The organism is Aquabacter sp. (genome assembly GCF_965279295.1).
Taxonomy (GTDB): Bacteria; Pseudomonadota; Alphaproteobacteria; order Rhizobiales; family Xanthobacteraceae; genus Aquabacter.
The window spans coordinates 109,815-132,973 of sequence record NZ_CBDIHQ010000009.1 but is presented as its reverse complement, the minus strand read 5'-3'; the positions used below and the strand labels follow the sequence as shown (position 1 = coordinate 132,973).

The window sequence follows — 23,159 nt, the reverse complement described above, 5'->3', positions numbered from 1 at the left end:
ATGTGCGCGTCGAGGCGCAGGCGCTGCGCCTCCAGGGCGGCATCGACGCGGGCCAGTCTGTCCTCGGCGAGCGGATCGGCGATGCCGCGCCGCTCGATCTCGCCGACCCGCTGGTCGTTGGTGCGGCGATAGCTCTCGAAGACGACCATCAGGTCGTCGTGAACGTCGTCACGGGGACCCGGCATCGCCGGGGGTGAGCACCTTGGTTTCCAGTGCGGACGTGTCCTTGGAGACATCCGGGACGCGGGCTTGCGGGACGCTCTTGGTCTCGAAGGCGATAGGCATATGGGTCATGGGTCATCCTTGGGCTGAGAGATGCCCCCCGTGCGGAGGGCGCGCGGGGAACAAGCGGAAGAAAAGCCGGCGCGATGCGTGCGTCGGGCTGCATGGGGAAGGTCACGACCGAGACCTCCCAAAGGTCGATGCGCGCCAGCCGCCGAACGCGGGTGCGCGGATCGGTGCGGGCGCTCACCGCCTTGAAGCCGATGGACAGGCCGTCGAGCGCGCCTTCCCGCACCAGGCTCATCACCTCGCGGGCCCGCTGGACCTCGAGCGAGAGGCGGCCGCGCACATAGAGGCCGCGCCCGTCCTCGATCAGGTCGGTCCATACGCCGATCGGCTCGGCGGGGTCGTGCTGGTACAGCAGCCGCACGCCCGCCGCGCCGCGCGCCGCGAGGCTGCGCGCGAACGCGCCGCGCTCGATCAGGTCACGGCCGAGGTCCACCTTGTCGAACACGCAGGCATAGCCCTCGATCCGCCCATCGCCGCTGCTTTGGAGGGAAGGGAGACTGCTCATCTCGCCTTGGTCTCCGGCGTGCGCGGCTTGCGCCGGAGCGAGCGGTCCTTGGCGCGCTCCAGGCGCTCCAGGGTCGCCACGAAATCGCGAAACACACCGCCGGCCTGCGGCGCGGGGGGCGCCGCGCGAGCGCGCATCAATGCCGGCCCGAGCGCGCGGATACGCGGCGCGGGCGCCTTCTGGAACGGGGCACGCATGCCTGGGGTCTCCTTGGGATGGTCAGAGCGGCGCGCGGCGTAGCGCGCGCGGTGGATTAGGAAAACAGCGACCAAAGATCGACGCGCGGCACCCCCTTCTGGCCGAGGCCGCTCGCATCTGACGTGCTAATATCCAGGCGGTTGAGGCGGGGGTGATGTTGCGCGTGATGCCTTATTCGGGACCGATGATGGCTATTGCCTCAGCCGCGTTATTCGGCGCGAGCACGCCATTTTCGAAGCTCATGCTCGGAGGAGGCCTCAGCCCCTGGCTGCTCGCCGGCCTTCTTTACCTGGGCTCGGGCGTCGGCCTCGCAGTCCTGCACCTCATTCAGCGCACGCAGAGGAGCACGCCAGCCGAGGCGCCCCTTCAACTCAGCGACCTGCCGTGGCTCGCGCTTGTGGTGGCCACCGGCGGCGTGATCGGCCCGCTCCTGCTGATGGTTGGCCTGTCCCATACGCAAGCTTCCACGGCGGCGCTCCTGCTTAACGTGGAAAGCCTCGCCACCATGGGGATCGCGTGGGTGGTGTTCAAAGAGAGCGTCGATCGCCGCCTGCTTCTGGGGGCGCTCGCAATTCTCGCGGGCGCGGTCATTCTTTCCTGGCAGGGCGGCCCCGACGGAATCAGCCTGGGAACGAGCGCCATTATCGGCGCATGCATTGCCTGGGGCATCGACAACAACCTCACACGCAAGCTCTCCTCCGCCGATCCCGTACAAATCGCCATGATCAAGGGCCTGGCGGCTGGGAGCGTGAACCTGGCCCTCGGGCTATCTCTCGGTTCCGAGATCCCGGAGTTGCCGGACATCGTCGCGGCGGCGGTGGTCGGCTTCCTCGGCTATGGCATCAGCCTGGTGCTGTTTGTGCTCGCGCTCCGGCACCTCGGCTCCGCGCGGACTGGCGCCTATTTCTCAACGGCGCCCTTCATCGGTGCGGTTCTCGCAATCGGCCTCTTCAACGAACCTGTGACCGCCCAGCTTATCGCTGCCGCGATCCTCATGGGGATCGGCCTGTACCTTCATCTGGCGGAGCGGCACGACCATGAACATCTGCACGAAACGCTGGAGCACGCCCACCGCCATGTGCACGATGCTCATCATCAACACGAACATGCACCCCACGACCCGACGGACGAGCCCCACACCCATGCGCACCGGCATGCGCCGATGAGGCATCGGCATCCGCATTATCCGGACCTGCATCATCGGCACAGGCACGCACGCTGAGGCTCTCACTCGCCGTGATTTCGGGCATTGAAGCGGGCGAGTTCGCGGACGAAATCGTCGACCCACAGCAGCAGCGCCACATGCGCTAGATCGCCCCGCTCGGCGAATACGCGGATCAGGGCGTCCATGGAGGGTGGCTCGCAAAAAGCCCTCTCCCGCTTGCGGGGGAGGGTTGGGAGGGGGAAAATTCGGGGAAAGGAGAGGCAACGTGGACGATGAACACCTGCGGCGCTGGCGGGTCGGCCGAGCCCAGCGCACCCGCCCGCCTACTCCCGCACCCCATACCCCACCGCCGCGCGCTTCTCGTCCTCGGTGAGGAAATCGGCGGCGGCGACGCGGGCCCAGAGGGCGCTGCGCTCGGTGGAGAGGGCTTCCACCTGGTCGAGGTCCGGCATCAGCACCAGATCCCCGCCATAGGCCGGGCCGAGCCAGCCGCACAGTGCGTCGGCGATGCGCCGCACCAGCGGGATCACGGTGAGGCGCCAAAGGGCGCGGTTGGCCTCGGCATAGTTGGAATAGGTGGCGTCGCCGGGAATGCCCAGCAGCATCGGCGGCACGCCCAGCGCCAAGGCGATCTCGCGGGCGGCGCCGTTGCGGGCGGCCTCGAAATCCATGTCCTTGGGCGAAAGGGCGAGCGGCTTCCAGTCGAGCCCGCCTTCCAGCAGCAGCGGACGCCCCGCGTTGGAGGCGCCCTGGAAGCTCGCCTCCAGTTCGCCCTTCAGCCGCTCGAACTGTTCATCGCTCAGCGTGCCGGTGCCGCCGTAGATCAGCGCGCCGGAGGGCCGGGCCGCATTGTCCAGCAGCGCCTTGTTCCAGGCGCCGGCGGCATTGTGCAGGTCCAGCGCCTGGGCGGCGGCCTCCAGCGGGGGGAAGCCATAGTAATCATCCAGCGGATTGAAGAAGGAGATGTGCAGCAGCGCCGGCACCCCCTCCCCGCCCTGGGGAATGCGCACCGTGCGCCCGTCCAGCGTATAGTCGAAGGCTTCGGGCCAGCCGTCGGCGCCGGGCACCACTTTCATCCGGTCGGGGCGCAGCACATGGAGTTCGCGCGGCGTGCCGTCCAGGCTCACCGCCTCCACATAGGCATTGCCCGCCACCAGCAGGTGGCCGCACAGCGCCTCGATCAGATCGGCGGCGCGCAGGCGCGGGTTGGGCGTTGCGAGGAGATCCAGCAGCGGGTGGCGATCCACCTCCCGCGCGCCCTCCAGCAGCACGAACGGCACCGAGGCCGCCGCCTCCGCCACCAGGCGCACGGCGCGGTAGGCGATGGCGTTGCGGGCAAACCCCTCGCGGGCGAGCGAAGCGTAATCGCGCGGCGACCAGCGCGGGCGGCCCTGCGCCAGGAGGGCGAACAGCGCCGCCGTCCGGCTCGCCTTCGCCTCCGGCGGGCGCGGGCGGAACGGCGCGAGGAAGGACGACAGCATGGGCGGGCTCCATTTGGGCCGGAACGGACCGGCCCGGCTTGCGTTAACCGGGCATGGCCGCCACGGCGGCGCTTGGGACAAACTGGGAGACGCGGCATGACGACGACCGTCAGCGGCCTGTTCGATACGCGCGATGCCGCCGAGGGCGCGGTGCGCGACCTCAAGGTCGCCGGCATTGCCGAGGCGGACATTTCCCTGATCTGCGCGGCGGAGGCCGCGGAGGCGGCCCGCACCCACGACAGCGAGGTTCTGCACGATGCCGGCGCCGGGGCGGCCGTGGGTGCGGGGCTTGGCGGCGCAGGCGGTCTGCTCGCGGGACTGGGGCTGATCACGATCCCCGGCCTCGGCGCAGTGATCGCCGCCGGCTGGCTGGCTTCGGCGGCGGCCGGCGCGGTCGCGGGGGCGGCCGTGGGCGGGGCGGCCGGCGGGCTGATCGGCGCGCTGATCGAGGATGGCATCTCGGAAGAGGATGCCCATGTCTATGCCGAGGCGGTGCGGCGCGGCGGCGCCCTGGTGGTCGCCCGCGTGCCGAACACACGGCTGGAGGCCGCCCGCACGGTGATGGACGCGCGCCAGGCGGTGGACCTCGCCGCCCGCCGCACCTCCTATGTGGAAACCGGCTGGACCGGCTTCGACCAGCAGGCCCCCATGCACGAGCCACGGGAAAAGCCGCGCGACCGGCCGGACCGGCTGCTTTAGGTGTCTATTTGGTGCGGGTCTCGAACTGGGCTTCGCCGATCTCGCCCTTGCGGCGCACCGCGAAGCGCCAAAGCGCGATCGATGCCGTGAGCGTCAGCGCGGCGATGCAGATCACGATCGCCAATTCCAGATTGGTCTCGCGCGGCAGGCGGGTGACGGCGGCATAGCCGGTCATCAGAATGACCGCCACACCACCGGCGGCAACCGTCTCGCGAACCATGTTGGGGCGCTGCTTCATGCCAGCGTTTTCGCATATGGACGGCGTTTCCGAAAGTACTGAGAGCCCCCTCCATTTCGCCCCCTCTCCCGCTTGCGGGGGAGGGCTGGGGAGGGGGTAAAGGCTGCCGCCAGAAATACGCGCCCAAAAATACGCACCTTGGAAAAAGTGGCGGGAGTTCCCCCTCCCCGACCCTCCCCCGCAAGCGGGAGAGGGGGTGCAAAGCGCGCGATTCGAACCTCAAAACCCCCGCACCCGCGGCCGGGCCTTCTCGCCCAGCGCGAGCGCCGTCACTGCCCACACCAGCGCATCCAGCCGGTCCGGCGAGCGGCCGGAGGAGAGGCCGTCGGTGGTGAAATCGCACATCTCGTCCTCGAGATCGGGAAACGCCCCGGCGTGGCGCACCCGGCCCTGCTCGTACAAGGCGGCGACCGGCTCGGCGCGCAGGAATTTGCCGCGCGTGGCGCGCACCATCTCCACCGGAACCTGCGGGTCCACCTCCGCCAGAACCGCCTTCACCATCTCGCCGCCCTGGTTCACCTCGGCGACGATGCGGTCGGCAGAAAAACGGTGGAACAGCGCGACCGCGCGGGCCGCCCATAGCGCCGGGCGCAGGCCGGCGATGCTGTCATCCGCCAGCACATGGACCAGGCCGGACCCGTCGATGCCGGCGCAAACCAGCCCGCAGGCATCGGCCCCGGCGCGCGAGGAGGCGGGCGGATCCACCGCCACCACCACGCGGGCGAGCGGCGGCGCCTCAACCTCCCGCGCGGCCTCCACGGCGGCACGGGACCACAGCGCGCCCGGCCGATCTTCGATCAATTCCCCGTCCAGCTCCTGCCGGCCGAGCCGTGTGCCGCCATAGCGGGCCAGCACGGTGTCGATGAAGCCCGGCGCCAGATGGCGCGCATTGGCGGCGGTGCGCGCCCGCGTCACGGCGGTGGTGGGATCAGTCATCAGGCGCTTCAGCAAGGCGGTGGGGCGCGGCGTTGTCGTCACCATCTGGCGCGGCCGGGCACCGAGCCGCAGGCCGAACTGAAGCATGTCGAACGTCGCCTCGGCGCGGCGCCATTTCGCCAGCTCGTCCAGCCATGCGGCCTCGAACTGCGGGCCGCGCAAACTCTCCGGGTCCTCGGCGGAAAACCCCTGCGCCACCGCGCCATTGGGCCACACCAGCCGGCGGCGGCTCGCCTCATAAAGCGGGCGCTCGCCATCGGCGTGGACGCTGAGCAGGCCGGAGACCCCCTCCACCATCACCTCGCGCACATCCGCCATGGTCTCCGCCACCAAAGCGATGCGCCCGACCGGCCGCTCAGTGAACGGCGCGCGGCCGAGCGCGAGCCCGCGCACCCATTCTGCTCCGGCGCGCGTCTTGCCGGCGCCCCGCCCGCCCAGCACCAGCCAGGTGGACCAGGGCCGGCCGTTCGGCGCGGCGGCGGGCGGAAGCTGATCCTGCCGCGCCCAGATCTCCCAATCCGCCAACAGGCCGGCGGCCATGGGCGCGCCGAGCAGATCGAGCAGGCCGTCAGTCCGGCCCATCTCCACGCAATGCATCAAGGCGGCGCGCAAGCTCGCGGCGGAAGGTGTCGAGGTCGTTGGGGGCACGCGCGTCCTCGTCCTTCGGGGGATCGGATTTCGCAGGCTCGGTCTTCAGGCTATCGACCTGCTTGGCGGTCGCGGTGTCCAGCGCCGCCAGTTCCCGCACCACGCGGGCGAGAACGGCGAGCGCCCGGACATCGCGCTCCGCTTCGGCGGGGGCCACACCCGAGCCGAGCCCCGCGAGGCGGGTCTCGATCTCGCCCACCTGCGCCTCGGCGGCGCTCCAGATCCGATTGGCAAGCTTGCGCCGCCGCGCCGCATTGAGGCTGCGCGCGGCCGCCTCTGGCCTGCGGCGGGGCTGCGGATCGAGCGTCACCACGCCATCCGGCCCCACCCGACGATCGATCCAGTAATAGACCATGGCGTGGGAGATGCCGGTGCGCAGCACGATATCGGTGATGGCCGCCCCCGCCTGATACAGCGCACGCGCCTCAGCCGCCCGTGGGGGCGGCTCTTTCCGGGGGAATGTCATGTGGGGAAGCCCAGCTCGGAGCCAACCGGATCGCGCCGGGCGCAAATCCGGAACATGAAGGAAACCTAGCCTAGAAGCGGTACACTGTCAAGGCATATTTTCCTAAAATGCGATGTCCAAGCACCCCAGGAGCGCCACAGAAACGCCGGCGAGTAGACGCAACCAGAACTTGCATTAGGGATGGAATAGCAAACCGATATCGATAAAATTATTAAAACGAATCAGGGAGAGTGGGGAAATGGTGCAGACGCTGCGCCCAACTAAATTCAAGAACGTAAACCTTTCCGACCCCTTCTTTGACAGTCTGAAATCTCAATATGGAGAGTTCGAAGATTGGTTTCATAAGAAGGCCGATGAGCCGGTATACGTAATTGACGATGCTGCTGGCGGCATTAGAGGATTTCTATATCTAAAAGTAGAAGACGGGCCCATTACTGATGTTGAGCCAAATCTCCCCTCCAAAAAAAGACTTAAAGTGGGGACTTTAAAAGTAATTGCAAAAGGCACGAAATTAGGAGAGCGAATAATAAAAAGAATATTTGATCATGCGATTCTAAATAAAGTTGAAGAATTATATGTGACAGTATTTGACACACACGAAGGCTTAATTAAACTATTTAAAAAATATGGCTTTAAAGAGAGCGGCATAAAATCGACCCCAAATGGGGACGAGCTAGTTTTAATTCGCTCAATTGAAAATACGACCAGCGACATAATCGAAGATTATCCTCTATTACATACCAATTCTGCAATTAAATGGCTTTTGGCAATATACCCAGAATACCATACAAAATTATTTCCCGACTCAATATTAAGAAATGAAGACCCAGACTCAGAAGAAGATATAGCTCACACAAATACCATACATAAAATTTATATTGGAAAATTAATTCTAACTCGAATGAAGAAAGGCGACATAGTCGTCATTTATAGAACTACAGATAGACCTGGATTCGCCCGCTTTCGTTCGGTAGCGACTTCGGTTTGCGTAGTTGAAGAGACGAGATCAAAGCGAGATTTTGAGAATGTAGATGCCTTTGTAGAATTTGCCTTGGATCACAGTGTATTCGATGAGGCTGAACTAAGAGCAAGCTTTGCTGCTGAACCCCGCTTGTACGCGGTTAAAATGACATACAATGTCGCATTTCCGAAACGCCCCATACGAGGCACACTTCTGAACGAGGTGGGGATTAGCGAATATCCACGCTGGGACTTGCGCCCCTTAACGGATGACCAGTTTTCTAAAATTTTAAAATTAGGTGAAGTAAATGAAAGTTTTATTGTCGATTAAACCGGAGTTTGCCGAAAAAATATTCGAAGGATCGAAGCGATTCGAATTTCGAAAAAGCATTTATCGATCATCGAATATTAAAACAATCGTTGTGTACGTAACAAGGCCTGTAGGGCAAATAATTGGAGAATTTGATGTTGATGATATTTTATGTGAAAAGCCAGGTGATCTTTGGGATATGACATCTGAATACTCAGGAATATCAAAGGAATTTTTTGACGCCTATTTTATAGGCCGAGACAGAAGCTTTGCTCTGGCGGTAGGAGATGTTCGACGCTACGAGCACCCAGTTGATCCTAGCGATATAATTGAGAACTTTACCCCTCCACAATCCTATATGTATGTGGACGACGAGCTTGGCCGCCCGACCAATGCACAGCTAGCTCTATTCCTATAATTCTCCGCCCCCAAATTTGCCAAGCGCCCGATCTGGTGGGATATCGCGGCACGCGCCATTTTCCACCCAGGACCCCACCATGACCGACACCAAAGACAGCAACGGCACACTCCTGAACGACGGGGATTCCGTCACGTTGATCAAGGACCTGAAGGTCAAGGGCACGTCGGTGACGCTGAAGCGCGGGACGCTGGTGAAGAACATCCGCCTCACCGACGACCCCAAGGAGATCGAGTGCAACGCCGAGAAGGTGAAGGGCCTCGTGCTCAAGACCGAATTTCTCAAGAAGGCCTGAGCGCCCATGACCAAGGCCGACGCGACGCCCGGCGCGGCCGGGGACAGCCCCTCCCAGCGCATCGACGCGCGGATCGCGGACTTGGGTGACTGGCGCGGCGAGACGCTGGCCCGCGTGCGCGCGCTGATCCACGCCGCCGACCCGCAGGTGGAGGAAACCTGGAAATGGCGCGGCGTCCCGGTGTGGGAGCACGCCGGCATCCTGTGCACCGGCGAAACCTATAAGAGCGTGGTGAAGTTGACCTTCGCCAAGGGCGCTGGGCTAGACGACCCCGCCGGCCTGTTCAATTCCAGCCTGGAGGGCAATGTCCGGCGCGCCATCGATATCCCCGAGGGCAAGATGATCGACGAAGGCGCGCTAACGGCGCTGATCCGCGCCGCCGTGGCGCTCAACACCGCGCGCCCGACTCCCGCCAAGACGGCGGCGAAAAAGGCGGCGAAGAAAGTGTGAGCCAAGCCGGAACGTAAAGTCAGCCAGACTGACATTAAGTGTTCTGGAGCGTTTTTTTTCGCCTCTTACTTCGGGCGAAAATAACGCCACATCCTGATTGCTGGAATTTACTTTACGGCCTATTCTGCCTCTGCGTGGACGTTCCGCGCCTGGGATAATCGGCCATGACAGGACAAAGCGCGCGTCTGCTGGCTGGAACCGTCTGTTTCGATCTTGGCGTGCTGGCCGTTTCGGGCCTGATGGCCGCTTCCGCGCTGGCGGCGGGCGTGAACGTGCAGGACATCACGATCACCAAGATCACGTCCATGTCCCCCACGCAGACTTATCTGAAGATCACCATGCAGGACGCGACGGTCTCGTCCATGGCCTGCACCCAGAACAAGGGCAAGCTGGTGGAGTTCAAGGGCACGAAATACTGCCAGACGCCCAAGACCGGCACGGCGCCAAGGTGAGATCCGGGCGCAGGCGCGCCAAGCGTCTGTGAGCGTCAAGAAGAGTTCAACAACGCATTCAACACGATGGGGGATATCATGCAGAAGGAAGTCGGCCTGCTTCTGGCCGGAATGACCTGCTTCGACCTTGGGATCATGGTGTTGCCGACGCACGCCGAGGTCTCGCTGAATTTTTCCAAGGTCCAGACGCTCTCGGCCAACCAGTCCTATATTAAATACATGCCCGGCGACCTCGCATCCTTCCAAACCAGCTGCACCGCCAACAAGGGGAAGCTGGTGGAGTTCCAGGGGACGAAATACTGCCAGACCCCCAAGGCGAAAGGTGCCACCTCCACCCAGCCGAAGTGACGAGCGCGCGGCCGGTCTCTGGCCGATGGCCTTCGCGGCGCGGACGTGCGCGCCGAAGATTGGCTCCGCACAGGTGACGCAGACAAGACTAAAACACCCGCCTGCCCTGAAAACAGTTGGGTCGCGCCTTATTTCGGCGATCTACTCAGATCTCGCGTGATGGACTGAAAACAAACCGATATAAACGGGAGCGTGTCATGTACAAGCAAGCGGGTCTGATACTCGTCGGAGCGGTCTGCTTCGACCTCGGGATGGTGCTCATCCCCGCCCCGTCCGCGGCCGCAATGGACATGTTCATCAAGATCGGCGGCATGAAGGGCGAGAACGACTATCAGAAGTTCACGGGCACCGATGCCACCGCCTTCGCCAAGACCTGCGCGGCGAGCAAGGGCAAGGCGGTGCAGTTCCAGGGCGCCAAATACTGCCAGACCGCAAAGGCCAAAGCCACGACAGGGCCCGCCACGTCTCTGCCCGCGACGTCCCTGCCCGCCACGGCGATCCCCGCCGGCACCACCCCGGCGGGACCCCTGCCCACGACGCAGGCCAGATGACCGGTATGCCGTTGAAGCTGTCCGCGCCCGGTCGCGGGGCAGACGCGCAGCTCACCGGGCGCGTGGTGCTGATGCTGGGCAGCGTGCCGGTCGAGGTGGAACTGGCGGTGCCTCAGGGCCCCGTCGGCTATGAGGATGTGCTGCCCATCCTCCAGCAGCTCACGGATTTCCTGGTGGACCGGGAAGCGGCGGCGACCGAGGCCACAGGGCGGGCGATCTCCTGCCGCGCCGGCTGCGGCGCCTGCTGCCGGCAAATGGTGCCGATCTCCCAGGCCGAGGCGCGGGCGCTGGTGCGCCTCGTCGCCGCCCTGCCGGAGCCGCGCCGCAGCGCGGTGCGGGCGCGGTTCGACGCGGCGCTGGGCGCGCTGGATGCCGCCGGCCTGCTCGCGGCCATCGACGCAGCGCGGGAGGTCGAAACCACGGATGCCGACGCGCTGGGCATGAGCTATTTCCGGGCCGGCGTGCCCTGCCCGTTCCTGGAGGACGAGGCCTGCTCGATCCATCCCGACCGGCCGCTGGCCTGCCGGCAATATCTCGTCACCTCACCGGCGCTGAACTGCCGGACGCCCTCCCCCGCCACGATTGTTCGGGTGCCGCTGCCCACCCGGCCCTCTCAGGCGCTGCTGGTGGCGGACGGGCAGGCGAGCGGCGTCGGCTGGATGCCGCTGGTCTATGCCCTCACCTATGACGACCAGGTCCCGCCGGAGCCGCCCACCCAGAGCGCACCGGAGCTTCTGCGCGCGGTGTTCTCCCGCCTCGCGGAGACGGCTTCGGTATAGCGCCGTCCAGCCCCCGTCCCACCCCTCCCCGGCAAGCCGGAGAGGGCGCGCATGGCGCGGGTGGAGAGGGACCGTTCATGCCGAGAAATCCTCTCCCGCTTGCCGGAGCTCTGCGAAAGGGATCTGGCAATCGCCCGCGGTTCGTTAGGTGCACAGGCCGGGCGGTTTCCACCTCTCCCCGAGGGGGAGAGGTCGGCTGCGAAGCAGCCGGGTGAGGGGGTTCCGACATTTCAGGACTGGAAAGGGTTGCCCCCTCACCCCGCCCCTCTCCCCCTCGGGGAGAGGGAGACTGGTGCGGTTTCTTGAGAAGCACCACCGATCCCGCGCCTACCTCTTTCGCTGAGCTCCCGCTTACGGGGGAGGGTTAGGGAGGGAGAAGCAAGGGGGTCGGGAGGGGGCACGGGCGCCGGACGCCAGCGAACTCACCCTCACCCGTAGCGCCGCCCCGCCTCGATCGCGAGGCCCATGCCCACCGAGCCGAAGGTGTCGCCTTCCGCGATCCGCGCACCGGGGACGGTGGCGATGATGGCGGCGCGCACATGGGCGAGGCGCGTCGAGCCGCCGGTAAGGAACAGCGCGTCGATGTCGTCCGCTCCCACCCCCGCCGCCGCGAGGCAGGTGTGGATGCGCCCGGCGATGCGCTCCGCCAGGGCGCCGGTGTGGGCCACCAGATCGTCATGGGCGATGCCGACGGACAGCCCCGCCTCCAGCCATTGCAGATCGAGCGCGGTGCGCCCCGCCTGCGCCACCGCGATCTTGGCAGCCTCCGCTGCCAGCGCCAGAGAATGGCCGCGCTCCTCGCTCACCACGCGGGCGAGACGCACCACCCTCTCGGGATGGACGGCGTCGCGCTCCAGTTCGCGGATGGTGCGGTGAACCTTGGAATCATAAAGCCGGTTGATGGCGGACCAGGTGGCGAGGTCGTGATACAGCCCGGCGGGCATGGAGAGGCCGGCGCGCTTCAGCGGGGCACCATGGCCCAGCAGCGGCATCACCATGCCGAGCGAGAGCCCCCGGTCGAAATCCGTGCCGCCGATCCGCACCCCGTCATTGGCGAGAATATCGGAGGCGCGCTCCGCCTTGCCGCGCCGCTGCGGCGACAGGCGGACGATGGAAAAATCCGAGGTGCCGCCGCCGATATCGGCGATCAGCGCCAGTTCCTCGCGCACCACCTGCCGTTCGTAGTCCAGGCTCGCGGCGATCGGCTCGAACTGGAACGAGCGGGTGGAAAAGCCGACGCTCGCCGCGATCTCCCCAGCACCTGCTCGGCGCGGGCATCGCCCTCCGCGTCGCCGTCGACGAAATGCACCGGCCGGCCCAGCACCACGGCGTCAAGCGGCGCCCCCGCCGCCTGTTCGCCGCGTGCCTTCACCTGCGCCAGGAACGCGGCAATGACGCCGCGAAATCCCAGCCGCTGGCGGCCCACCGCCGTGGTCTCGTCGATCAGGCTGGAGCCGAGCACCGCCTTCAGCGAGCGCATCAGCCGCCCCTGGTGGCCGTCCACATAGGCCGCCATGGCGGCGCGGCCGACCTGCGGTTCGCCGGTGCGGGGATAGAAGATTGCGCTCGGGAGGGTATCCGCCGCGCCCTCCAGATGGGCGAGGCGCGGGCCGTTGCCGGTCATCAGGCCGAGCGTCGTGTTGGAGGTGCCGAAATCGAGGCCGCACGCCGCCATGGTGGCTCCTAGGGCCGCAGCGCGGGAGATCGGGCGGAAGCAGGCTTCCACCCCGTCGCGCACTCGGGAGAGGGGCGGGCTTGCTAAGCCATGCTGCAACGCAGCGCAAGTGCTGATGCAGAGACGGCGGCACCGGGAGCGGGCCGGACCCTCAGTCGCCGGTCGCCATGCGCCGGCCGTAAGCCACCATCAGGCCGAACGAGACGAAGGCGACGAGGACATGGACCCAGGTGTGGAGATAGTCGAAGAATCCATAGCTCACGCCACCCGCCGCCAGCCCGAAGAACACGCCGACGACGACGGACATGAACGTCACGCGCGGCTCGCCTGCATCGACATGGTGCGTGACCGCGTCGTCACCGAGATAATCTTCCGCACTGTCGCCGGCTTTGACGACCTTAAACGTGCTGCGCCGCTCCATGGCCATGGCAAAACTGGCCCCCTTGCTGACAACGAACCGATTTAAACCCCGACCGCGCAACGGCTCAAGACCCGTTTCGCCCGCAATCTCAAAATTCACCCGCGATATCTGGAAGCGGGTGCGCGGCTACAGCTTATGCGGAACCGGAACCGCGATCCAACGATTATGTCCCTGGAGGCGCGGCGCATTGACTGCCTGCGTCAGGGAGATTCACATGTTCAACCGCAACACCACCGAATTCGACCGTTGGGCTTCGGGTCTCGCGAGCACCGCCATCGGGTCCTGGGGCCTGCGCCGCGGCGGCCTGTTCGGCCTTCTCGCCATTGCCGGTGCCGGCGTTCTCGCCTGGCGCGCCAGTGCCCATCGCCAGGAAATCCTGGCCGTGGCGAACAAGTTCTCGCCGATCGCCCTGCTGCCGGACTCAAAGCCGCGCCGCGCCCGCAAATCGGCGCCCCGCAAGGCTGCCGACGCGGTGACCGCCGCGGCCAAGCCGGTCGCCCGCAAGGCGGCGGCCAAGGTGAAGTCCGCCGCGAGAACCGTGGAAAAGACGGTGGAAAAGGCGGCACCCGCCAAGGTCAGCGCGAAGCCGGCTGCCAAGCCGGCCACCAAGCGCGCCGCTTCCGCATCGAAGGCGCCCCGCAAGGCCCCGGCGCGCACCCCGGAAACGACCGAGACCGGCAGCGCCGTCACCCACTGACGGGTAATCGCTTTTCGCGAGACGCTAAACAACACGACGCCCGGCCCTGTGCCGGGCGTTTTGCGTTTGGTGTTCAGGCCCATCTCATAATGGAGGCGAAGCGCGGCCGGACCTTCCGAGAGCCGCTCCGCGCGAAGGTCGCGGGGACAGCCTTAGTCTCAAAAGTCTCTCGACCGCGCCCCGACGCTCAGCTCACCGCCGGTGTTAGTGCCTCTCGCGGTTCCGAACTGAGCCGTCCGCCAGAACCCATTTCTCTACTTACTCAGATAATCAAATGCCGACAGCACATGACATTTCACGACATGAATGAATTCCTCGACCGGAACGTGTTCATCGACGCTTCCCATGCCGCGGGGTGCGGGGCCGTACACGATGGCCGGCAGGCCTTTGTAGCGCCATAGACGTGCGTCGGTTGCGCCGAGGCTGATGATCGGCGCCGGGTCGACGCCGGTGAGTTGCTTCGCATTCTGGCGCACGTAGTCGATCATCTCGGTATCCGGCGGGGTCCAGGCCGGCTCCTCCGACAGGAGCACCCGGTAGGTCGTGCCGGAATGGCGGGCGACGATCTCGTCGATGAGCGGGAGAATATCTTGCGCGGTCAGGCCGTTGGGCACGCGGATATCGACCTGCACCCGGCACTCGGCGGCGATCATATTGACCTTGATGCCACCGGAAACCAGACCGGGGTTGACTGTAACCTTGCGGATGATGGCCGCAGCACCGGCGCCATATTCGTTATCGATGACCGTGGCGGCCGAGGTGATGGCGGACTCAAGGTTGCCAAGATCGGGGACGCTGACCTCCTTGAGCTTGGAGAGGTCGGAAATCAGCTCGCTGGCGATGACTGTCGCGCTTGGGCTCATGTGCGTGTAGGCGCCGTGGGCGCCCGGTGTACGAATGAGGAACTCGAGCCAAAGCGGCCCTTTCTCGCCGAAGCGCACGGTGCTGACGCCGCTCGGTTCGCCGTTGAGGCAGCAATCGCCGAACACTTCGGGTCGATGCTCAGCCAGATAGCGCGCGCCCCAGGGTCCGAAGGTCTCCTCGTCGGACACCACCACCAGCGTGAGGCGCCCTTTGAGCTGGGCCCGAATGCGGCTGAGATAGGCATATGCGAAGATGGAGGCTGTGGTGCCGCATTTCATGTCGGCCGAGCCACGGCCGTAGATCTTGCCGTCGACGATCGCGCCGCCCCAGGGATCCTGGCTCCAGGTGGTCTCGTCTTCGACCGGGAACACGTCGATATGACCGTTCAGCGCCAGATGGCGCCCGGCAGCACCGCCCTCGAATGAGGAGACGATATTGGGCATGATCTCGTTTGGCGCGATGATCTCGTAGGGTAGATTTTGCGCCTCGAGAAACGCCCGCACAAGGTGCGCGCCCTCCACCGTGTCGCCGGGCGGATTGGGCGTGCGGCAACGGATAAAATCCTGCACGAACTTGATGAGGACGTCGCGATCCGCCTCCACCCAGGCTTCAAGATCTTGCTTGGTAACGGTCATATGGAAGTCTCCCAGTTCGTTTGTTGTCAGATGGTATTTTAAGACCGCAGCGGGCGCGGCGGGGCGGTTGCCTGCCATCAGTAACCGGCGTGAGGATTCACAAGGTTCAGCGGCGCCAACCCCGACATTGCACGACAGATATTCTCTGTGATCTGTGGAATTGCGGTATCCGGGTTGGTTGCGCTGGAATTGTGCGGCGTCACCGTAATCTTCAGGTGCGTCCAAAACGGATGGTCTGCGGCCAGAGGCTCCTGCCGGAAAACGTCCAGGACAGCATGCCGTAACCGTCCGCCATCAAGAGCGCAGATCAGGGCTTCATCATCGATCAGCGCGCCTCGGGCGACATTGATCAATGCGGTGCCGTCCCGCACGTCCGCGAAAAATCTGGTATCGACGAGGCCGTTGGTTTGCGCCGTCAAAGGCAGAAGAACCACGAGAACATCGCATTGACGCAGAAACGCGGAGCGTTCGTTGTCTCCCGCATAGGCATCGAACTGAAGGTCTGGTTTGCGCGACCGGCTCCAGCCGACGACCTTGAAGCCAAAGGCCGAAAGCATGGATGCGCAGGCAAGGCCGAGATGTCCCAGACCCAGGATGCCCACGCAGGTTTGCTCGGGCGGCTGAGGCGGGATGAAGTCCCACCGCAGTTCGCGTTGCGCTTTGGCCGTCTCTGGCAGCCGGCGGTGTAATGCGAGCGTGTGAAGCAGCACATACTCCGCCATGCGCGCGGTCAGGCCAGGGTCCACCAGACGCGCGATCGGAACGTCAATGGGAAGCCTTGTATCGGCAAAGACATGATCGACACCGGCCCCAAGAACCTGGATAAGTCTGAGCTTCGAGAGCGGCTCCAGCATTCCGGGAGGATGCTTCCACACCACGGCAGCCACCACGTCCTCCGGCGCGGTCCCATCCAGCGTCCTGCGGACCTCGAACTCGGGCAACGCACGCTGAATTGCGTCCGGCCAGCGCGGGTCGCTCACTTCGCTGTGAAACAATATCACCTTGGGCGCGGATGCGGTCATGACTGTCGCCATATCAGGCCGGCAGAATCATCATTCCTACCTGGCTGATTTATGCTGGGGATTGGGATGTATTAGCTCGCCCGCGCTTCGATCTCTCGCTCGTAGCGAACGGCGACGGGATCTACGTTGTTCTTGCCGAGGAAGCTGCCTTTTTGCGAGCACTTCACCACATAGTTCGCAGCAAGGCGCCGCTCACTCTCATATGCATGGAGCGCTTGATCGACGTCTTTGTTTTTCGCGAACGCATCCCGGAGCGCTATGGCGTCGATGAAGGTCTGGCTCGCACCTTGTGCCATGTCCGGCATCATCGGATGCGCAGCATCTCCAAGTAACGTGATGCGACCCTGGGTCCATTTATAGGGGCTGCCATCCACGTCGAAGAGAGGGCTTTCGACGATCAGATCCCTGGGCGTGATGCTGAGGGTTCGGGGAATGTGGGTTTTCGTCCAGGAACTGAAGAATTCCATGAAGTCATCAAGGTTCGCCGCACCGGATACCGAGCCGAACCAATAGGCTTTGCCGTTTCCGATCGGGATGACCGAGAGCCACCCCCCTGGACTATAGAAGCCGGTCTGGGCCGCCGGATCGACATCGATCTTCTCAAGATCAATCACCGCACGCCAGCGGAAGGCATGGTGGTCATTTGGGCGGAAACTGACGCCGCCGATGAGCTTTTCACGAATAACGGAATAGATGCCGTCGGCGCCGATGATGACATCGCCCTCGTAACTCTCGCCATTCTTGAAGACACAGACGGCTTTATCGCCCCGATCTTCCACGGACTCGACCTCGTAGCCGTACTTGATCTTGTCCATGCCATACGCCTCGGCGAGCATGGTGCTGAGGGCAAGCCGATAGACGCCCACCGATGGCGCGCCATAAGTCTGCGGCCAGGCACTGGTGTCCTTGTTGAAAAGCAGGTTTCCCTCGGCGCTGTAGCCGAGATATCGGTCAAGCTTGACTGAAATGGCGTCGTATTGCTCTCGCAAGCCGAGCGCATATATTGCACGCCCCGCATTCGGCCAGAGATTGAGCCCGGCACCGGTGGCTCTCAGGGTTGGTGATTTCTCGAACACTTCGACATCATGACCCAGCGATGCCAACCCGATGGCGGCCGAAATCCCTCCCAATCCGCCGCCACAAATTCCAACGCGCATCTCGATCTTCCTTCGTCTCATAAACTTGCGAGTAGCGTTTTCGAGCAATGACCCGCAAGCTTCTGTGGCCGGCGTTCCCGGCGCTTCAGGATTGTCGGTGTCCAGAATTCAGTTTCTACCGCCAAGCAAAAGGCGATCCGTCAGCGATGCCTGCTCCAAGAATCGGCAATCGCGTCATGGAACGGTATTTTTTCTTTGTGTGGCGTGTAGTCGCCGGATGCGATCATCCGATTTGTATGCTCCGCGATCTCTTCCAGCGTGGCAAACCACACACCGCCCTTGTCGCTCATATACTGAATCATCTTTTCCATGCGCGCACACCGGGCCAAGCGTCCCATCACAAAGGGGTGCCAGACCGCGATCCAGAGACCGCCATATTCCCAGGCCGCCTCAAACTCAGCCATGAAGACATCCATGGCGCGTTCGGGCGAATTGACCTGCATCGCGTAGCCGAGATCCGAATTGATAGTGAATTGCGGCCAGTCATCCAGCGCCCAATGCGTGGGCAATTCCACAACGCTGCCTCTGTCGCCCTCGATGATGTAGGGCACATCATCCCCCATCAGGGATGAGTCATAGATAAACCCCTCGCGGGCGAGAAAATTCAAAGTGTTCTTGGAGAAGCGGTAACTTGGCGCCCGGAAGCCACGCGGGCGGACGCCCGCGACCTTCTCCAGCGCCTCCAGATTGCGCATGAACCAGTAGTCCTCCATCTCAGCCGACAAGGTGTCCAGCCGTTCATGGAGATATCCGTGCGCGCCGAGTTCGTGACCCTCGGCGACGATTTGCTTCACGGTGTCCGGATAGTGCTCGACCGTCCAGCCGGGCACGAAGAACGTCTGCTTTATATTGTGCTTTTTGAAAATCTTGAGAATTCGTGCGACGCCGACCACGTCGTACCGCAGCAACGAGGCGGTGCCGATCAATGTATCTGCGGTGAGGCGATGCGCATAGTGCAGCAGACTGTCGGTATCCATGTCGAAGGTGATCGCGACAGCGCATTTCGCGCCATTCGGCCATTTTATCGGGTTTTCAATCATGACCTTGTCCCTTCCCCTCGCCGGGGTCCGCCCAGCACGCCGCCCGCCAACACACCATCCGAAGGCCCATAAGCCGCCGGGACGAACGACCGTGCTCGGTGTGCACGGTCGTTCCCTTGGCCGGTGTTGGGCCTTGGTTCGCCCGTCTCAGTGGCTCACTTCTTGTCGGCAGCCGGTGCTTCCGTGACCGTGCCGAACGCGGTCAGCGTCGGCCGGTCGTAGAAGCGACCCGTCATGCCGTAAGGGGCGGCCATGCGCTCCCAGCGGCCCGTCAGCAGCATGAAGTCGATAGACGTGTTCATGAAGTTCAGGAGGTCCTGGTTGCCGCGCTTCACGGTCCAGGCGATGGGGAGCAGGTTATAGGGGTTGTCCTGGAACAGGTCCGTCACGCCGGCCTGCGTCGAGGCATAGCGGCGGGCCTGCCAGGCATCCTCGATGCCGACATCGGCGCGTCCGGCGGAGACTTCCACGAACGGCGCGGTCAGGTTGCCGGTGCCGAGGGCGACCATTGTGGCGTTCGGGAAGTTCTCCTTGACGTATTCCTGCGCCGCGCCGCCCTGGACGACGGCAATCTTAAGGCCTTCCTTGTTGAAGTCGGCCAAGGTCTTGAAGCGCTCGTCACCCTTCTTCACCACGGCGCTGTAACCGAGATAATGGATGGGCTTGGTGAACTCGACGGCGGCGGCGCGCTGGATGGTGGCGAACGTGCCGGCCATGGACAGATCGAACTGGCCCGACTGAAGGCCGGCGGCGAAATTGGCCCAGGTGGTTTCAACGAAAATCGGCTCCACGCCGATGGTCTTGAAGATGTAGCGCACACCGTCGACGTAATAGCCCTTCAGATCGCCTGAAGCCGGGTCCTTGATGGTTCCGGGGGGCGATGGGATATAGCCGATCTTGATCTGCCGATCCTTCAGGATGCGGTCCATGACCTGCGCCTTCGCGGTCTCCACATGGGCGGACACCACAAGGGCGGCCAGCATGCTGCCGAGGAGAAGCGGGTAGCGGAAGATAGTCTTCATGATGTGATCCTTTTCTGAATAAGTCAGCGCAGAACGCGCTGCAGGAATTCCGCTGTGCGCGGGTGCGACGGGTTGGTGAAGATTTTCTCGGGAGCGTCGAGTTCGACGCGATTGCCGTCGTCCATCATCATCACGCGATCGGCAACTTCCCGCGCGAAGCTCATCTCATGCGTGACGACCACCATAGTCATGCCGTCGGCGGCGAGTGCCCGCATCACATCCAGCACTTCGCCGACGAGTTCCGGGTCGAGCGCTGAGGTCGGCTCATCGAACAGCATGACTTCGGGGTTCATGGCCAGCGCGCGCGCTATCGCCGCGCGCTGCTGCTGGCCGCCGGATAGTGTTTCCGGATAAACATCGCTCTTTGCCGAGAGACCGACCCGATCGAGCAGCACCTTGGCCTGCGCGATCGCCTCCTCGCGCTTACGCCCGAGGACGATGGTGGGGCCTTCGATCAGATTTTCCAGCACGCTCATGTGCGGGAACAGATTGAAACTCTGGAACACCATGCCCATGCGCGCACGGATCGCGGCGATCCGGGCAGGCTTTTCCTTAACGAGCGTTCCGTTGGCCTTCTTGCGGTAGCCGACAAGCTGATCGTCGAACCAGATCTCGCCGTGATCGTAGGCCTCGAGGAAATTCATGCACCTGAGCAGCGTGCTTTTTCCCGACCCGCTCGGGCCGATGATCGCCAGAACTTCGCCCCTGGTTATATCGAGGTCGATCCCCTTCAGGACATGCAGGTTGCCGAAGGATTTCTGCACGTTGCGGGCTTTGATCATTGGGGTTTTCATTGGCGGATCTGCCACCGCTGCTCCAGCCGCTGCGAGGCGTAGATGATGGGGTAGATGAGAACAGCGAAGGCCAGGGCCAGGACGGTGTAGATCTCGAGCGGCCGATAGGTGCTGTTGATGAGGTTGTTCGCCTCGTGAAGCAGTTCGTAGACCGCAAGGGCGGAGCCGAGCGTCGTCAGCTTAATGAGGGAGGCAAACTCGTTGATGATGGGCGGGATCATCCGCCGGGTGGCCTGCGGCAGGATGATCCTGCGCATAGACTGGGTATAGGTCATGCCGATTGCGCGCGCGGCATCCCATTGCCCCTTGCTGATGGAGTTCACGCCGGCCCGGAAGATCTCGGCGAAATAGGCGGCGGCATGCAGGCCGAGCCCGATGGAGACCGAGGCCGTGTTGCTCAACTGAAGGCCGGTCACGATCGGCAGGGCGTAGTAAATCCACACGAGCTGCACCAGCGCAGGGGTCGAGCGGAAAAGCTCGATGAAGGTCGCCGCGGGAGCGCGGAGCACCAAGAGTTGGCTACGCCGCATCAGGCCGAGCGCGAGACCGAGGCTCAGGCCGATCAACGTCGCCCAGAACGTGATCTGCGCGGTCATGATCGCGCCGCGCACGAACACCGCTCGATAGTCCCAGACGATCTGGAAGTGCCACGTATAGTCCATAAGCCGCGAGCCACTCCTATCGCACTGCATGTCGCACTCAGAGTGCTGCATGCTGCATGCAGGATTGATGATCGCAAGAGGCGTGCCACCGGGGCGCGCTGGGCGCCGATCCAGCATTTTCCGACCTGCCGCGCGGGCGTGCCGGGCCTGATTTCAAGATGCGGCCCTACTTTGCACAATGTCCCGGCAGGCACTGCCGCAGAGTTAATCAGAATCCCGCCGGCGTGCCAAAAGCTGATGAAATGACTGAAGAAGCGACTGAAGATGAGCGAATACGCTTGCTTGACGCTCGCTCGAAACAGCCCCTAATGTTGACATTGCATTCTGAATGCTGAATGCAGAAATCCTCATCGGCGGGTCTCGGCGATGGACTCAACGCCTCTTGAAGTTCGCGCCGTCGTGCGGCACGTCTGGCGCCTTCATCACGGCGCGTGCCGACATGGCGTGCATCGTCATCCCGCGGGCTTCACTCGCGGACGAGGGTCCATCACGGGCAGGCTGGAAGACGACAGGCGCCTCTGTTGAGGCCCTCGGTAGAAGATCGATACAGGGGGCCGGGCATGCGCAATGCTGCTACAAAAACCAAGGGTGCAGGGCAACAGACCGATGCCTCCACCCAGCTCGCTCCGGAACTGGCAGAAAGTGCGCACCTTGCGGCTGCCGTCAAGCCCACGGTCATGCGGTCCGCGCGGGTGGCGGATCAGGTCTACCGGCATCTGCGCCGGGCGATTATTTCCGGCGAATACGAAGCCGGTGCGCGCCTACGCGAAGTGGAGATCGCCCAGGCGCTGAACGTCAGCCGGACCCCGGTTCGAGAAGCCATATCGCGCCTTATCGGCGATCTGCTGGTTCGCGAGCATGAGACCACCGGTGTCGAAGTGGTCGATATGGCCGGCGATATCCTGGACATTCACCATATCCGTGAAGCCCTGGAGCTTTGCGCCGCGCGTCTGGCCGCGAAACGCATCACCGACGCGCAGCTTCAGACCCTGGAAGATCTGGTGAAGAAGGGACAGAAGGCCTCGTCTGCGGAGCGCGTGCGCGTCAATCATCAGTTTCACCTGACGATCGTTCAGGCCTCATGTTCGCCGCGGCTGATCGAGATGCTCACAAGCTTCAACGAATATTTCCTGCATCCGAAATGGATCACGCGGACGGAAAAGAAGCTGGTCGATCAGGCCTTGAAGGACCATCAAGAGATCGTCGAGGCGCTGCGCGCTCGCTCTCCCGATCGAACCGAGAGAATCCTTCGTCGGCATCTGAAGCTCGGGCTCATGCAACTCACGGACAAGTCCGGCTGACGCAGCGATGACTATATCGCGTGACGAGACCCGATATCTCCAATCCCGTTTGGGCTCCTGATATGGCCAAGATTTTCGCGAGCGACCTGGATGAACCGGGCGCCTACAAATTATTGACGGGGGTCGTCGTGCCCCGCCCCATCGCCTGGATTTCAACCCAATCGCGCTCGGGGAAGTCCAATATAGCACCCTTTAGTTGCTTCACGTTCGTATCCTCGGATCCTCCGATGATCGGCTTTAACTGCGGATTGCGGGACGGAGTGAGAAAAGATACGGCGCGCAATATCTTTGAGACGGGGGCATTTGTCGTAAATATCGTGGACGACAGCTTGATCGAGAAAGTGCACCAGTCGGCAGCCGATTATACCGCCGATATCAGCGAGTTGGAGATGCTAAATCTGGACTGTGTGCCGTCAGACACGATTGACGTTCCGCGCGTCATGCCGTGCCCGATAAACCTCGAATGCACACTGGATCAGATCATCCCGTTCGGTCGTGCAGGCGCGGAGTTCATCGTTGGCGAAATCAAGGTGTTTCACGTCAGGGATGGCCTGATCGCGGACGGCAAGGTGGATTCGGAGCGCCTGAGGCCGCTCGGACGCCTCGCCGGCGCCGTATACGGAAAGCTGGGTGAAATCGTTCGCATCACCAACGGGTAAGGCGAATCTGACGTGGTCGG

28 protein-coding genes and 1 pseudogene are annotated in these 23,159 nt (G+C 63.5%); 13 read left to right on the top strand and 16 right to left on the bottom strand.

The window, feature by feature from the left end; genetic code table 11:
* Window positions 1-148 precede the first annotated feature (148 nt).
* The gene (locus ADADO0_RS03575; protein WP_511303717.1) at window positions 149-796 is read right to left on the bottom strand and encodes an HK97 family phage prohead protease; all 648 of its coding nucleotides are present in this window, start codon (window positions 794-796) and stop codon (window positions 149-151) included.
* The gene (locus ADADO0_RS03570) at window positions 793-993 is read right to left on the bottom strand and encodes a hypothetical protein (RefSeq protein WP_511303716.1); all 201 of its coding nucleotides are present in this window, start codon (window positions 991-993) and stop codon (window positions 793-795) included. The genes ADADO0_RS03575 and ADADO0_RS03570 overlap by 4 nt, the downstream gene beginning before the upstream one ends.
* Window positions 994-1,148: 155 nt before the next feature.
* Between ADADO0_RS03570 and ADADO0_RS03565 the strand changes: the two genes are divergently transcribed.
* Window positions 1,149-2,216: a DMT family transporter gene (locus ADADO0_RS03565; RefSeq protein ID WP_511303715.1), complete on the top strand. Its 1,068-nt coding sequence runs from the start codon at window positions 1,149-1,151 to the stop codon at window positions 2,214-2,216.
* 5 nt (window positions 2,217-2,221) lie between these two features.
* Here the strand turns inward: ADADO0_RS03565 and ADADO0_RS03560 are convergent, their stop codons facing one another.
* Window positions 2,222-2,344, bottom strand: coding sequence for a hypothetical protein (locus tag ADADO0_RS03560; RefSeq protein ID WP_511303714.1), 123 nt, complete (start codon window positions 2,342-2,344; stop codon window positions 2,222-2,224).
* Between the two features lie 138 nt (window positions 2,345-2,482).
* The gene (locus ADADO0_RS03555; protein ID WP_511303713.1) at window positions 2,483-3,640 is read right to left on the bottom strand and encodes a phage portal protein; all 1,158 of its coding nucleotides are present in this window, start codon (window positions 3,638-3,640) and stop codon (window positions 2,483-2,485) included.
* Between the two features lie 96 nt (window positions 3,641-3,736).
* Here ADADO0_RS03555 and ADADO0_RS03550 point away from each other — a divergent pair, with 96 nt between their 5' ends.
* On the top strand, window positions 3,737-4,339 hold the full coding sequence (locus ADADO0_RS03550) for a hypothetical protein (RefSeq protein WP_511303712.1): 603 nt from the start codon (window positions 3,737-3,739) through the stop codon (window positions 4,337-4,339).
* Between the two features lie 4 nt (window positions 4,340-4,343).
* Here ADADO0_RS03550 and ADADO0_RS03545 read toward each other — a convergent pair whose 3' ends face one another.
* From ADADO0_RS03545 to ADADO0_RS03535, 3 genes are all read right to left on the bottom strand, one after another.
* Window positions 4,344-4,577: a hypothetical protein gene (locus ADADO0_RS03545; RefSeq protein WP_511303711.1), complete on the bottom strand. Its 234-nt coding sequence runs from the start codon at window positions 4,575-4,577 to the stop codon at window positions 4,344-4,346.
* Between the two features lie 219 nt (window positions 4,578-4,796).
* Window positions 4,797-6,095, bottom strand: coding sequence for a DNA-packaging protein (locus ADADO0_RS03540; protein WP_511303710.1), 1,299 nt, complete (start codon window positions 6,093-6,095; stop codon window positions 4,797-4,799).
* Window positions 6,082-6,627 (bottom strand): hypothetical protein, encoded by a 546-nt coding sequence (locus tag ADADO0_RS03535; protein ID WP_511303709.1) that lies wholly within the window; start codon window positions 6,625-6,627, stop codon window positions 6,082-6,084. Before ADADO0_RS03535 ends, ADADO0_RS03540 begins: the two co-directional genes overlap by 14 nt.
* 238 nt (window positions 6,628-6,865) lie before the next feature.
* Here ADADO0_RS03535 and ADADO0_RS03530 point away from each other — a divergent pair, with 238 nt between their 5' ends.
* The 8 genes from ADADO0_RS03530 to ADADO0_RS03495 all read left to right on the top strand — a co-directional run bounded on the left by ADADO0_RS03530 (window position 6,866) and on the right by ADADO0_RS03495 (window position 11,190).
* Entirely contained in the window at window positions 6,866-7,918 is a 1,053-nt protein-coding gene (locus tag ADADO0_RS03530) for a GNAT family N-acetyltransferase (RefSeq protein WP_511303708.1), read from the top strand.
* Window positions 7,896-8,315: an ASCH domain-containing protein gene (locus ADADO0_RS03525; protein WP_511303707.1), complete on the top strand. Its 420-nt coding sequence runs from the start codon at window positions 7,896-7,898 to the stop codon at window positions 8,313-8,315. Before ADADO0_RS03530 ends, ADADO0_RS03525 begins: the two co-directional genes overlap by 23 nt.
* A 79-nt stretch (window positions 8,316-8,394) precedes the next feature.
* On the top strand, window positions 8,395-8,610 hold the full coding sequence (locus ADADO0_RS03520; RefSeq protein ID WP_511303706.1) for an alkylphosphonate utilization protein: 216 nt from the start codon (window positions 8,395-8,397) through the stop codon (window positions 8,608-8,610).
* 6 nt (window positions 8,611-8,616) lie between these two features.
* The gene (locus tag ADADO0_RS03515) at window positions 8,617-9,060 is read left to right on the top strand and encodes a DUF1801 domain-containing protein (RefSeq protein ID WP_511303705.1); all 444 of its coding nucleotides are present in this window, start codon (window positions 8,617-8,619) and stop codon (window positions 9,058-9,060) included.
* Between the two features lie 164 nt (window positions 9,061-9,224).
* Window positions 9,225-9,512 carry a hypothetical protein gene (locus ADADO0_RS03510; RefSeq protein WP_511303704.1) on the top strand — a complete coding sequence of 96 codons (288 nt, stop codon included), beginning with the start codon at window positions 9,225-9,227 and terminating at the stop codon, window positions 9,510-9,512.
* A 78-nt stretch (window positions 9,513-9,590) separates the two neighbouring features.
* The gene (locus ADADO0_RS03505) at window positions 9,591-9,860 is read left to right on the top strand and encodes a hypothetical protein (protein ID WP_511303703.1); all 270 of its coding nucleotides are present in this window, start codon (window positions 9,591-9,593) and stop codon (window positions 9,858-9,860) included.
* A gap of 197 nt (window positions 9,861-10,057) precedes the next feature.
* Window positions 10,058-10,411: a hypothetical protein gene (locus ADADO0_RS03500; protein ID WP_511303702.1), complete on the top strand. Its 354-nt coding sequence runs from the start codon at window positions 10,058-10,060 to the stop codon at window positions 10,409-10,411.
* Window positions 10,408-11,190 carry a YkgJ family cysteine cluster protein gene (locus ADADO0_RS03495; RefSeq protein ID WP_511303701.1) on the top strand — a complete coding sequence of 261 codons (783 nt, stop codon included), beginning with the start codon at window positions 10,408-10,410 and terminating at the stop codon, window positions 11,188-11,190. The genes ADADO0_RS03500 and ADADO0_RS03495 overlap by 4 nt, the downstream gene beginning before the upstream one ends.
* Window positions 11,191-11,618: 428 nt before the next feature.
* Here ADADO0_RS03495 and ADADO0_RS03490 read toward each other — a convergent pair.
* Window positions 11,619-12,865 (bottom strand): annotated as a pseudogene (locus ADADO0_RS03490) (Hsp70 family protein).
* A 151-nt stretch (window positions 12,866-13,016) separates the two neighbouring features.
* A complete protein-coding gene (locus ADADO0_RS03485; protein WP_511303700.1) occupies window positions 13,017-13,292 on the bottom strand; it encodes a hypothetical protein in 276 nt (91 codons plus the stop codon).
* A 208-nt stretch (window positions 13,293-13,500) separates the two neighbouring features.
* On the opposite strand from ADADO0_RS03485, the gene ADADO0_RS03480 reads away from it, so the two are divergent.
* Window positions 13,501-13,983, top strand: coding sequence for a hypothetical protein (locus ADADO0_RS03480; RefSeq protein ID WP_511303699.1), 483 nt, complete (start codon window positions 13,501-13,503; stop codon window positions 13,981-13,983).
* 254 nt (window positions 13,984-14,237) lie between these two features.
* Here the strand turns inward: ADADO0_RS03480 and ADADO0_RS03475 are convergent, their stop codons facing one another.
* From ADADO0_RS03475 to ADADO0_RS03445, 7 genes are all read right to left on the bottom strand, one after another.
* Entirely contained in the window at window positions 14,238-15,482 is a 1,245-nt protein-coding gene (locus tag ADADO0_RS03475) for a M20/M25/M40 family metallo-hydrolase (RefSeq protein ID WP_511303698.1), read from the bottom strand.
* A gap of 77 nt (window positions 15,483-15,559) precedes the next feature.
* Window positions 15,560-16,504: a 2-hydroxyacid dehydrogenase gene (locus ADADO0_RS03470; protein WP_511303697.1), complete on the bottom strand. Its 945-nt coding sequence runs from the start codon at window positions 16,502-16,504 to the stop codon at window positions 15,560-15,562.
* Between the two features lie 71 nt (window positions 16,505-16,575).
* Window positions 16,576-17,661, bottom strand: coding sequence for an FAD-dependent monooxygenase (locus ADADO0_RS03465; protein ID WP_511303696.1), 1,086 nt, complete (start codon window positions 17,659-17,661; stop codon window positions 16,576-16,578).
* A 140-nt stretch (window positions 17,662-17,801) separates the two neighbouring features.
* Window positions 17,802-18,701, bottom strand: coding sequence for a polysaccharide deacetylase family protein (locus tag ADADO0_RS03460; RefSeq protein ID WP_511303695.1), 900 nt, complete (start codon window positions 18,699-18,701; stop codon window positions 17,802-17,804).
* A gap of 155 nt (window positions 18,702-18,856) precedes the next feature.
* Window positions 18,857-19,723, bottom strand: a complete 867-nt coding sequence (locus ADADO0_RS03455; protein WP_511303694.1) for a substrate-binding periplasmic protein — start codon at window positions 19,721-19,723, stop codon at window positions 18,857-18,859.
* Window positions 19,724-19,746: 23 nt separating this feature from the next.
* Complete coding sequence (locus ADADO0_RS03450; RefSeq protein WP_511303693.1) at window positions 19,747-20,505, bottom strand: amino acid ABC transporter ATP-binding protein; 759 nt, start codon at window positions 20,503-20,505, stop codon at window positions 19,747-19,749.
* Window positions 20,506-20,513: 8 nt separating this feature from the next.
* Window positions 20,514-21,209, bottom strand: coding sequence for an amino acid ABC transporter permease (locus ADADO0_RS03445; RefSeq protein WP_511303692.1), 696 nt, complete (start codon window positions 21,207-21,209; stop codon window positions 20,514-20,516).
* A gap of 530 nt (window positions 21,210-21,739) precedes the next feature.
* On the opposite strand from ADADO0_RS03445, the gene ADADO0_RS03440 reads away from it, so the two are divergent.
* Together ADADO0_RS03440 and ADADO0_RS03435 are read left to right on the top strand one after the other, a co-directional pair.
* A complete protein-coding gene (locus ADADO0_RS03440; protein ID WP_511303691.1) occupies window positions 21,740-22,480 on the top strand; it encodes a GntR family transcriptional regulator in 741 nt (246 codons plus the stop codon).
* A gap of 62 nt (window positions 22,481-22,542) precedes the next feature.
* Window positions 22,543-23,139, top strand: coding sequence for a flavin reductase family protein (locus ADADO0_RS03435; protein WP_511303690.1), 597 nt, complete (start codon window positions 22,543-22,545; stop codon window positions 23,137-23,139).
* The last annotated feature ends 20 nt before the right edge of the window (window positions 23,140-23,159 follow it).